The 11522-nt window shown below is 33.1% G+C and carries 12 protein-coding genes; 7 read left to right on the top strand and 5 right to left on the bottom strand.

Going from position 1 to position 11522, the window contains the following annotated elements; translation table 11 throughout:
• Positions 1-45 precede the first annotated feature (45 nt).
• From ACJJVI_RS02340 to ACJJVI_RS02315, 6 genes are all read left to right on the top strand, one after another.
• On the top strand, positions 46-1938 hold the full coding sequence (locus ACJJVI_RS02340) for a hypothetical protein (RefSeq protein ID WP_405350088.1): 1893 nt from the start codon (positions 46-48) through the stop codon (positions 1936-1938).
• A gap of 116 nt (positions 1939-2054) precedes the next feature.
• A complete protein-coding gene (locus ACJJVI_RS02335) occupies positions 2055-3554 on the top strand; it encodes a hypothetical protein (protein WP_042270060.1) in 1500 nt (499 codons plus the stop codon).
• A gap of 163 nt (positions 3555-3717) precedes the next feature.
• Positions 3718-4077: a BlaI/MecI/CopY family transcriptional regulator gene (locus tag ACJJVI_RS02330; protein WP_036584397.1), complete on the top strand. Its 360-nt coding sequence runs from the start codon at positions 3718-3720 to the stop codon at positions 4075-4077.
• A 1-nt stretch (position 4078) separates the two neighbouring features.
• The gene (locus ACJJVI_RS02325) at positions 4079-6865 is read left to right on the top strand and encodes a M56 family metallopeptidase (RefSeq protein WP_405350086.1); all 2787 of its coding nucleotides are present in this window, start codon (positions 4079-4081) and stop codon (positions 6863-6865) included.
• Between the two features lie 104 nt (positions 6866-6969).
• On the top strand, positions 6970-7122 hold the full coding sequence (locus ACJJVI_RS02320; protein WP_036584403.1) for a hypothetical protein: 153 nt from the start codon (positions 6970-6972) through the stop codon (positions 7120-7122).
• The gene (locus ACJJVI_RS02315; protein ID WP_405350085.1) at positions 7122-7922 is read left to right on the top strand and encodes an ABC transporter substrate-binding protein; all 801 of its coding nucleotides are present in this window, start codon (positions 7122-7124) and stop codon (positions 7920-7922) included. Before ACJJVI_RS02320 ends, ACJJVI_RS02315 begins: the two co-directional genes overlap by 1 nt.
• Here the strand turns inward: ACJJVI_RS02315 and ACJJVI_RS02310 are convergent.
• Positions 7915-8085 (bottom strand): hypothetical protein, encoded by a 171-nt coding sequence (locus ACJJVI_RS02310; RefSeq protein ID WP_193741942.1) that lies wholly within the window; start codon positions 8083-8085, stop codon positions 7915-7917. The two genes, ACJJVI_RS02315 and ACJJVI_RS02310, sit on opposite strands and share 8 nt — an antisense overlap.
• Positions 8086-8443: 358 nt before the next feature.
• Positions 8444-9154, bottom strand: a complete 711-nt coding sequence (locus tag ACJJVI_RS02305; protein ID WP_397300557.1) for a DUF4197 domain-containing protein — start codon at positions 9152-9154, stop codon at positions 8444-8446.
• Between the two features lie 109 nt (positions 9155-9263).
• Here ACJJVI_RS02305 and ACJJVI_RS02300 point away from each other — a divergent pair, with 109 nt between their 5' ends.
• On the top strand, positions 9264-9821 hold the full coding sequence (locus ACJJVI_RS02300) for a hypothetical protein (RefSeq protein WP_238566566.1): 558 nt from the start codon (positions 9264-9266) through the stop codon (positions 9819-9821).
• A 54-nt stretch (positions 9822-9875) separates the two neighbouring features.
• Here ACJJVI_RS02300 and ACJJVI_RS02295 read toward each other — a convergent pair whose 3' ends face one another.
• The 3 genes from ACJJVI_RS02295 to ACJJVI_RS02285 all read right to left on the bottom strand — a co-directional run bounded on the left by ACJJVI_RS02295 (position 9876) and on the right by ACJJVI_RS02285 (position 11464).
• Positions 9876-10763 carry a DUF6268 family outer membrane beta-barrel protein gene (locus ACJJVI_RS02295; protein WP_042270069.1) on the bottom strand — a complete coding sequence of 296 codons (888 nt, stop codon included), beginning with the start codon at positions 10761-10763 and terminating at the stop codon, positions 9876-9878.
• A gap of 160 nt (positions 10764-10923) precedes the next feature.
• On the bottom strand, positions 10924-11172 hold the full coding sequence (locus tag ACJJVI_RS02290; RefSeq protein ID WP_036584414.1) for a DUF6952 family protein: 249 nt from the start codon (positions 11170-11172) through the stop codon (positions 10924-10926).
• A complete protein-coding gene (locus ACJJVI_RS02285; RefSeq protein ID WP_405350082.1) occupies positions 11153-11464 on the bottom strand; it encodes a thioredoxin family protein in 312 nt (103 codons plus the stop codon). The genes ACJJVI_RS02290 and ACJJVI_RS02285 overlap by 20 nt, the downstream gene beginning before the upstream one ends.
• Positions 11465-11522 lie beyond the last annotated feature (58 nt).

Raw genomic sequence — 11522 nt, 5'->3', positions numbered from 1 at the left:
GCTTTTGATTATTTGTTTACTTTAGGAGTCATAAATTAAACGACGATGACTTCATTTGTAGGGAAATGGAAGTTGTTAGTGATCGTGTTCTTTGTTGGGTATTACGCTTTCGCGAAAGCGGAAACACCAGCAACCATTGCACATACTATCTACTCCAATACAGAAATTGCAACCTTTAGTATAGATAAAAGTTCTACACGAACCGAGATTTTTGAACTTTTCAAAGAGCTTTTTATAAATCATAGTGTCAAAGCCAAATTAAATGGATATAAACGTCATGGTGGTGTCATAACCTTACTAGACCTGACGTTGACTGATCAAAATGGAACTATTTTTCCTTTAAATCTTCAAAATGATAAGGGTATCGATACTGTTTGCTTAACGCTTAATCCTGCACTCAATAATATTGTTGAATTTGCACCATGTGATGTTGCCTTAAAAGCTGTTACACCTATAAGTGCCTCTCAATATGGTCAGTTTTATGAGACAACTTTTGTGGACTCTACAGAAGTTGATGAAAAACAAACGGTTCAGAAAGCAGAAGAAACTGTGAAAGAAAAAGCAGATTCTCGACAGACTGCTCAAGAAGTGATAGCTGCACGTAAGGCAAAGACAGAAACGGAAATAGAAGCGGCTAGATTGAGAGTGAAACAGCAACAAGAGCAACGACGTATAGATGTGCTAGCTAGAAAAACAAAACTAGAGGCACAACAAGCAGAAAAGCGTATTCAAAATGAACAATTAATTGCAGATCGAACTTTGAAACGAGAACAGCAATTAAGAGAGGTAAGTGAACGACAACTGGCGAGAAGGCAAGATGCAGAAGCGGCACGTATAGCAAAGTTAGAAGAGGAAAAAAGGCAAATAGCTATTGAAACGGCTAGATTAGAAACTCTTGCGCAAGAAGAACGTCTTCAGTTAGAAACACTAGAAAAGGAACGGCTAGCTGCTCAACAACGACAAGAACAACGACGATTACAGGAAGAGCTAGATAAAAAAGAAGCGCTGCGATTAAAAGAGGAAGAAAAAGAACGTGCTCGAGAAGTAATACGCGTGCGTAAAAGACTGGAAGCTGAACGATTAGAGCAAGTTAATGCAGAAAATGAACGAGTAAAGAAAGAAAAAGAGGCTCTAGAATTAAAACGGTTAGAAAGACAGCTGGAACTAGATAGACTCGCCCTAGAGCGACAAGCTTTACAAGATGAACTTAATGCACAATTAGAGAAAGAACGTCTCATCGAAGAAGAAAAGAGAAGAGCGGCGCTGTTAAAAGCAGAACAGGAATTAATTGATGAACGTGAAAGGTATAGAGAAGATCTGGGCCAGGCAGACTCTCGTAAGCAACTGATGGTTAATGCAAATGAACAAGGCTATATTGCTATAGAGGACCGAATTATAGAGCAAGGCTATTTAATGTTCAATGCAGAGCAGTGTAGCTTTAAAGTTTACATGGGTCGTACTTTTATTTATGACGCCTTTGGTGCTAAAATATTAACCATCGATGATGAATTGACAGATGCACCACAAAGTGGTAAGGTTATCGTTAATCAAGTAGAGGCTACTTATGAATTTACAGAGAATCTACTTATAATTAAAAATTCACAAGGTCAACTTATTGATGAAGAAGGTAAAGTGGTAGGTGCTGGGGTTAATAGTACCGATTCACAAAGTCAAGATTTTAAAACAACGCATAGTTTTAAAATACAGATTCATTTTTCTGATGATGAAATAAAAAACGTTTTTAATCAAATCGAGCAATATCAGTTTGATACAGAGCTGTTAGAATCCACATTTAATCAAAGCGGTAGTCTGACTAATTTGGTATTTAGAATAGATGACGAGTCATTTGTTTTCAATGTATTGGACTCAAATTCATTTATATTAATAGATATCGATGAGAGAAATAATCGAGTAAATGTAAGTAAGAAGGAGAATTAGATGCCGTTTACCTTGTAAGTTATGTATTTAGTGGATTTAACAATAACTATATTATTCTAATAATTATTAAAATTTATAACGGTGTATTTTTGCAAACTGAATAAATAACGATAAAAATGTTCTCTAGATTATTAATGACTGTCTTTACAGTTGTTTTATTTTTAAGTAATTACACGCAAGCAAGTTCTTTATCTACCATAGATATTGAAGGTGTGAATCAGACTATATTTAAGTTAGATAGCAATAGCAGTAAAGATGATCTCTTTTTGTTTTTTGATACGTTAAAAGAGTCTTTTGAAATTAATGCACAACTCATTTCCTATAAGGCACGCAATGGAAAAGTGATGGTTCTAGGTATTGCTTTTCAAGAAAAGACACAACGTTCCACAAAATTCATTATTAAGTCTAATTCTGAAATAGATGACTTGTGTATTGTAATTAATAATGTGACAAACATTGTGAGTTATGCAGGTTCTTGTGATGAGGATGGTCCGTCCATACTACATCGTGATCCTGTGCAAGAAGCAAAAGAAAGAAAAATATATAATGCTAGAGTAGAAAAGCTCAAGCAATATAAACAACGTATAAAAGATATTTTTGTAAAGGAAGATATAACAGTAGAGTATGATGAAATAGCTGATGATCAAAAACAAGCAGCCCAAAAGGCTCGTGAAAATTCAAGACGCAATCAATCATCAGGTGGCTATTCAACACTTTCACAAGCAGTCAATAAAGATTACAATGCACGTAAGGACTCTTTAAGGAAAGTTAAAGAAGCAAAACTTGAATTAGAAAGGTTGAAAGCACAAGAAATAGCCCTTCAAACCAAACACAGAAAAGATTCTCTTAAGAAGGCTCGTGCCAGTCGTCAGAATGGATTAATGCCTAGAGATAGTGTTAAAAAGCCTGTTGTCATCATTGTATCAGAATCTGTAGAGGATCAAGTTGATAATGCCGGATCAGAAGTTCAGTCTATCTCAAGTATTCAAGAAAGGAATAGAATTGAAGATGAACAAAACACTGCTGATGTACTAAATGCAATGAAGCAAAATGCGGCAGGTGTCGATGCTGCAATAGAGTCTAATACAGTCTTCTTTTCAGGCGAACAGTGTACTTACAAGGTTTATTCTGATAAGACTTTTATTTATGATTCGTCAGATAAGACCATTATGATCTTAGATAAACCGTTAGCAAATGAACCTGAGAATGGAACCACAATGCTTAAAGGTGACACTTATAGTTTTGAGTTTGATGGCTTATCGCTGGTTTTGAAAAATAGTAATGGAATGCTCATTAATAAAGATGGTAATCTACTCAACCCATCGGCATCATTTGATAATGAAGTTGCCATAGCGACCTTTCAATTGACTGAAGAGTTTGTAATTACAAAAAACTCAAAATCTCTGGATGTTCAAAAACTTGTTTCTGAGATAGAGAAAAAGAAATTCAATTGTAGTATTCTTGAAAACATAAGTAATACTAAAAATGTCATTACTAACATATCTTTTAAAATTGATGATAAGATTTACAGCTTTGATGGTGAAGATGGAATACCTGTTTTATTAATTCAATTAGATGAAATTCACCATAGGGCAAGAGTTCAAACCGCTTATTAGTCTTAAAATTAATCTCTTATAAATCCCGTACTTATTACAAGTACGGGATTTTTTTATACAAAAACTACAATAATAGTTAATCAACTACGTTTTTAGTTTGATAACTATAAAAATAGTTATATGTTTGAACATCGATTAGTGATGGTAGTAAAAAATATTAAATATGGAGAAGCTCACACAAAAGGAAGAAGAAATCATGCAAGTGCTTTGGCAATTAGAGAAAGCATTTGTAAAAGAGATTGTACCACAATTATCAGGTACTAATCATTACAATACCGTTTCTACTATTGTACGCAAGTTAGAAGAGAAAGGATATGTGGCTTATGAGGCTTTTGGTAAAACACACCGCTATTATCCTATAGTAGATAAAGAAGTTTACCGCAACACCTTTGTAAATAATGCGATGACCAGATATTTTAACGATAGTTATAAAAATATGGTTTCGTTTTTTGCAAAAGAAGAAAAAATAAGCGCAGCAGATTTGAGAGAAATTTTAGAAATGATAGAATCTAAAGAAAAATAAGATGGAAGCAGTTATAGAATATTTACTTAAAAGTGCTGGTGTACTAAGCATCTTTGTCTTTACATATCATTTTTTATTACGACGGTTGACTTTTTTTCAAGCAAATCGGTGGTTTCTATTTTTAGGTATTATTGCATCCATTGCCTTCCCACTGATAGAAATTACACAGACTGTTTATGTAGAACAACCCATTCAACAATATACATATGTACCACAGCAAGTAGCAACGCCCATGGCAATAATGCTAGAACAGCCTGCAATTCCAGTAGATACACCTTTTGATTACTGGCAGCTTTTCGGCTTTTTATATGTGACTGTTATGGTTTTCTTTATTGGTAAAATGATAGTAGAGCTTAGCTCACTGTATCGTTTAATACGTTCAGGTAAGACCGTTAAGAGCGGGAATTTTGTTACGGTTACGCTTTCGCGAAAGCTGACTCCTTTTAGTTTCTTTAATTATATATGTATTAGTGAATCAGAAGAGCCCAGTGCTGCGCTAGATGTCATATTAGATCATGAGAAGGTACACGCCAGACAATGGCATAGTATTGATGTATTGCTGAGTCATTTATATAGAGCCATCTTCTGGATCAATCCGCTGGCGTGGTGGTTAAAAAAGCAAATAGGAGAGAACCTAGAGTTTATCGCAGATGCCGAAGCAAAAACGCAAACTAAATCTGGTGTAAGTTACGAGCGTACTTTATTGAGTAGCGCTGCATTTCATCTACAACCTTCACTAGCTAATAATTTTTTCACGCCATTTATTAAAAAACGTATTATGATGTTACAAAAAGAAGCCAGTGCACGCTGGAACGCATATAAGTATGCATTGATATTACCAGTAATTGTTGTTTTTCTCTACAGTTTTAATGTTGTTACTGAAGTTGAGTATCTAGAATTAGAAAATGATCCAACTCTAGAGATTCAAAATTCATTAAAAGAGAGCAATGATCTAAATATCATCAATGCTGTTAAGGTTTCTAAAGCAGATTCTATTCTTAAAACCTCTGAAGAGCTTATCTATGATATCACAGCACAGACAACTGATGAAGATTTAGATAGGTATGCATCACAAATCAATGACCATGCAAGTTATCAAGTGAAATTTAGTGATCAAGAACGTGATGAAAGAAATAGATTAAAACGTCTTAGTATCTCTACAAAGTTTCCTGAAACAAAATGGGACAAGAACATGACTATTGGGACTGAGCCTTTTAAGTTATTACTTATTAAAGCTAGTAAAGAAAAGCTATGGGTGAATGATGATAATTCAAGTGAGACATTATACATCACTAAAGATGGAGTTCATGTAGAAATGGGAGACGATTGGACCTATGGAGATTTAAATATAGAGCAAGATGAAAATTTTCAATGGAGTGAGGTGAACTCTAAAGATGTGAAGATTTACATTAAAATCACACCTACATCTACTAAAGAGTCTTTAGAAGAACATAAAAAGTTTTTAAAAGAATCTTATAACGTTGATTTCAAATACAGTAAGCTTAGATATAAAGAAGGAAAGCTGGTGTCTATTAAAATAGAACTGGATGATAATGATGGAGCAAAAATAGCACAGACCTATAAGAATGACACCGCAATACCTAATATATGTATTAACGGTTCTATAAAAGGAGATCACAAAAACTGGAAGCTCAACAATTGCGAGGATGCACCTCAAACTACCTATCAATTAGGTGATGTTAAGTATATGAACTTATCACCTGATGAATATCATCAACTGACGCAAATGAATGTAGATAGTATTATGCAAACAATAAAATTGAGTACTATAAATATGGACTCATTACAGAATCAAATTGATTTGCAGCTTATGAATATCAATTTTGACTCTATTGAATCACACATTCAAAAATCCTTAATTTATATCAATTCAGATTCAATAGGTAATTATTATCAAGAGTTACCAGATTTAAATGACTTAGATGATATTGATTACTCGCGGTTTGAAATGCCTAATAGTAATTTAAGCTCTGGTAACTACATCGTTATGAATAACTCTGATAATGAGAAACAGTTAGTTATAGTGGATGGTAAAGAATCTAATGACTCTGTTTTTAGCGGGAATATGGACATGAGTAATGTTGCTTCAATGAATATCTTAAAAGGTGAAGATGCAACTGATTTATATGGTGAGAAAGGAAAAGATGGAGTTGTGATTATTGTTACTAAAGATGGTGAAGGACTTAAAGAATTGCCAAGTAGTGTTGATAGAAGAGCACTGATGGATCAAAGACGATTTGAAATGGATTCTTTAAGAGCGATGAGAAGAGATCAAATGGAATCTAGAAGGCAAGAACTATTACAACGCAGAGATGAAAAGAGACAACAAGCTCTCATTGAAAGAGATAGCTTAAAAAGAAGAGTTTCTATAGATTCTATAAGAATAGATAGAAACATGAGGATAGAAGAAAGACATACAGCTATACTACAAGAAAGAGAAAGGAAAAAGGATGAAATAAATAAAAGGAGAGAACATATTATTGCTAACTCTCGTAATGGTGAATCTACACTTAGTGAAATTATAACCTCAGATACGCTTATGAACTTTAGTGAAGGGATGCTGGAAAAGTATGGAGAAAAAGTAAGAGCCAAAGGATACTCTTTCAATATCAAAACCTTTAAAGAACGCAATGGTAAAGTTGTAAAATTAAAAATAGAATTTGCAGGCACTGATTATGCCATTGCTACTAATAAAGGAATAAATAAACTCACTTTTGACTATTTCAAGGATGGGTTAAGTCCTAAAATGACATCCGTAAGTAACTAACTAGATTTAAAAATTAATTAGCCCTAAAAAGCCTGTCTTTAATTAAGACAGGCTTTTTTATATTTAGAGAATTGAACTTATCGATAATAAGATACCTTTGCATCATGAGAAAAAAGCTCTTTAAAATATTAGCCCGAGTTAATAAAGCCGTTTTACCCAGCTTTACAAAACGTCGATTAGATTTAAGCAAGGCCAGTAAATGGCAAATGATGATCTTCGGTTATAAATTATGGGTAACTAAAAACGCACTTGACTAATGTTTATATCAATCACTGACCAATGTTACCGTACTGTTGATTTACCACAGCGCCCTTTGCGTATTGTTTCTTTAGTACCTTCACAAACAGAGCTTCTTGTAGAATTAGGACTTGAAGAATACCTAGTAGGTATTACTAGATTTTGTGAATATCCAACTGGATTAATTGATAAAATAAAAGTGGTAGGTGGTACAAAAAAGGTGATTGCTTCACGTATTTGGGAAGTGCAACCAGATCTTATCATTTGTAATAAAGAAGAGAACACACAAGAGATTGTTCTAGCTTGTCAAGAAATCGCACCTACATACGTGTCAGATATAGCTAATCTAGATGATGCTATTGAAATGATTGCAGACATAGGAAAAATGACTGGGACTAGTTTTAAAGCTAAATCGTTAGTGAATAGAATCAAAATCAACTTCAATCATTTTGATAAAGAATCACAGAGTGCAGTCAACGCACTATATTTAATATGGAAAAATCCTTACATGACAGTTGGTAGCGATACCTTTATTCATGATATCATGGAGCGTGGTGGTTATAAAAACATCATGGATGGAGCTAGTCGTTATCCAGAATTGACGTTACAAAACATAATTAATTTAAATCCTGAAGTGATTCTGTTCTCATCAGAACCTTATGCTTTTAATGATTTAGATAAGAAGGAAATTGAAGACGCTTTCGCGAAAGCGGAATTAAAAAGTCCCAGATTGTTAACCGTAGATGGGACGTATTTCTCATGGTATGGCAGCCGTTTAAAAGACACACCAAACTATTTCAAACAATTGAATTCTAATTAAATAGTGTTTGTTTGAGCTGAATAATTTCTGCTTTAAGCTGTTCTGCTTTTTTAAGAATAGCCTGGCTGCGATCTCTATCTTTTAAGGCTACTTGAAACGATTTTCTTATCATAGAACAATACAAACGCTCTTTCTTGTACAAATCTAAAGTGCGGTCACTCATTTTATTATTTAATTTAGAAAACAAAATTAAATGTAGTCTGTCTATTTATTTCCCCATTTAAAGTTAATAACGGTTAACAAAATATCAATTGTGAGTTTGTTCACAAATAATATTTCATAAAAAAAAGGCTGCTTCAGTAGAAACAGCCTTCTTAAAATCCCCTTAATGATGTCGAAACATACATTTACTAGACGTTAATCTTCTTAAAAGGTTGCGTGAGATTTTAAATAAAAAAAAGAAACCATCAAAATAGATGGTTTCTCCTTTCAACTAACCCATAATAACGCTCCAACAGCAGGGCAAATTTCTATAAATTTCTTATTAGACGAGTTAACTGATTGTAAAAAGTCCGTTACATTTAATCTTGTAGAGCAAATACACGTTGTAATAAATCTGTACCTCTAGAAGATACTTTGCTACGTATTTCTATTTCTTCTTGAGCAATCATTTTATAAACTCCTTCAAGTGCCTTTTGAGTAACATAATCGGTAAGGTCTGGATTTACATCACTAGTTAATGGTAAAGAATTGTATTTATTTATAGCACCAGACCATAGTTCTGTTGCGCCTACTTCACCTAATTTATTACTAATAATAGGACTGAATTTTGCATACAACGCCTGTTGTGTTGCATTTTCAAGATAAGAGGTCGCAGCACGCTGATCACCTAATAAAATCTGTTTTGCATCATTAAAAGATATTCCTTTTACAGCATCAACAAATATAGGAAGAGCTTCTTTTGTAGCATCCTCGGCAGCACGATTAAGAAGTTTGAGACCTTCATCTGCAACACTAGATAAACCTATTTTACGTAAACCATCATCTACTTTTTGTAATTCTTCTGGTAATAGAATTTTAACCAGTTCATTTCTATAGAAACCATCTGTAGCCATAAGTTTAGAAACTTCCTTGTCAATTCCTTGATCAAGAGCTTGTCTAAGTCCATTACCTATATCTGCTTGAGATAAAACACCGCCACTACCTGATGGTATACTATTAACAATTTCATTGAGACTACCGCAACTGTTAAAACTAATAGCGATGGTTAAAAGGATTATGATCTTTTTCATTTATAATATTTTTCACAAAGATAAAATATATGTTCTGTATCCTGTTTTTTTAATCGTTATTAGTTTAGCATGCTTTTTGATAACAGATGAACAACCAAAAATTAATGTTATGAAACAATTTTTCACACTTCTATTAATGACTTTTTTTATTTCTAGTTGTTATACCTCAAATAGTCTAGCTAAAAGAATTAATGAAAATCCAATGGTACTCACACCTACTGCACTAACTGGATTGTATGAGAATAGAATTGAAGGAGATGATGAGAATAGTCTATGGAATGATTTATGTCTTCATAATAAAGATAAAAAGCAAAATATAGCTGAAGGAAATCAAGTCTTTCTATCTTATACCAAAGGAAATGAAATCACAGCCGAGCTGTACCAAGGGGAATTTTTAATAGACACCATGACATTACCAGGTAAGCCCAAGGATAAATTTTTTACTATAAGAAAAGGAAGCCATTTCTTTTCTTTGATTTTTTTGACTTCAATTCAAAGTAAAAAAACGATTTTAGGTAATGATGCAAATGCAGATTTATTAGTAGCGCAAGGTCATTCACACAAAACCATGCTGATGGAAGATGAAGCCATAGATGACGCAGAGATTGTCACAGCAGTTTACTTAAGAAGAAGTGATCAAAGACCTGATAGAAAGGTATTAAAATAAAAACACCTTAAGTTTTTAAGTTTAAGGTGTTTAAATCATATGATATATGTCAATTTATAGATTAAGTCTATATATCGCATCAAAACCAAAATATACACTGCTATCAAATTCATTATTTAGTCGTGCTCGATCATCTCCATTAACTTGAATCGTTAAGATTTGTGCACCTATCCTGTCACCAGAATTATAAAGACCATAATCTGTAGTATCTAGACCTGCCTTGGCTCTTAATATGAGTTTATCATCCATTAAAGAGTAAGAGGCATATAAACCACCGCGTATGGATTCTTCTTGTACATAGCGATCAGTTAATCCTAGATTGTATGATTTAACAGATGTACGTAAATCAGCTCCTAAGCTGAATTTTTTAGTCACGTTATAGTTTGCCTCCATACGTATAGGGAAGGCAGCATCTATGTAAAATTTATTATTAGGCGTTCTATAATACACTCCAAGTAATGGAGTAATGATTGTACCAAACTCTTCTGAAGAGCTATACAAACCATACTTTGTTCTGAATCTATTTTTATGCCTGTATTCCAGTAATGCGATAGCGCCTATTTGAAAATCTTGACTTGCAACTTCATTAAGATTAGAAGCTATTTTAGGTAATAACAAATAGGTTCCAGTCCATTTTTTAGAATGATAAACTTTTGCTCCTAAATTAATTCGAGTCATTATTAAATTTTCTCTTGATAGTCCATTGCTTAAAACAAGGCTCGAATTCTCGGCTGTAAGACCTGTAATTAAAATAGTCTTATCATTAATCGGAGTCGGAAGAAGAAATTCAAGATTGACATTAGTAATGTTAGTCTCGTGAGTTTGTTCTAAATCTTCTAGGGTAGTATTAGAGATATTAATACGTGCAATGTCCAAATAGTTCTGTGCCGTTGCAATGCTTAATCCTAGAAGAGCAATAATAATAGTTAATTGATTTTTCATATAAATAGGGATATGTTAAAATCAAAAATATTAAAACAGTAACTAGAAATAACGAAAAACTCATTTTTATTATCAATTTTTTGCTTAATTAATAATTTTATAAATAAAAAAACCTCAAAACGTTAAGGGTTTTGAGGTTTTTTAATAATAATGTTAAACGTTATTGATCTATAGATCCCATAACTTTTTGTGCGAAAGCATTTGCGGCTTCTATTCCGCTCATACCTTGTGCAACATTAGCGTGTACTTCTAGAGCACCACATATATTGGTAATTAATTCACCTACTACATCCATTTCCTCTTCAGTTACAGACCTGTGTTCTGAAAAATGTTCTAGAACCTCTAGAGTTGCTTCTAATTGTTCTGGAGTAGTACCTTTTTGTAAATGTCTAATTATTGGTAACTTCATGTACTAAGTCTTTAAGATTTTCAAATTTGTTAGTTTGTACTTGATTTACAAAAGAACCGCCTTTGAAAGTTGCAAACGTAGGTAGGTTATCTACAGTTGCCATTTTACGTGATTCTGGGAATTTTTCTGCATCTACTAATAAGAATGTAATATTCTCATTTTCGGTAGCTAGTTTTTTAAATTTAGGTTTCATTAAGCGGCAGTTACCACACCAGCTAGCCATATATTGTACAACTACAGTATCGTTGTTTGCAACGATTTCCTGTAGGTTATCTTGATCTAAAGTTTGCATATGATACTATATTATAAAAACACAACAGATCTCTTTTAAAGAAACGACCTGTTGTGTT

Origin of the sequence: Nonlabens sp. Asnod3-H03, assembly GCF_045063665.1 — a bacterium.
GTDB classification, from domain to species: domain Bacteria; phylum Bacteroidota; class Bacteroidia; order Flavobacteriales; family Flavobacteriaceae; genus Nonlabens; species Nonlabens ulvanivorans.
Note: the sequence above shows the minus strand (reverse complement) of the source record. Positions and strands in the feature narration are given on the sequence as shown.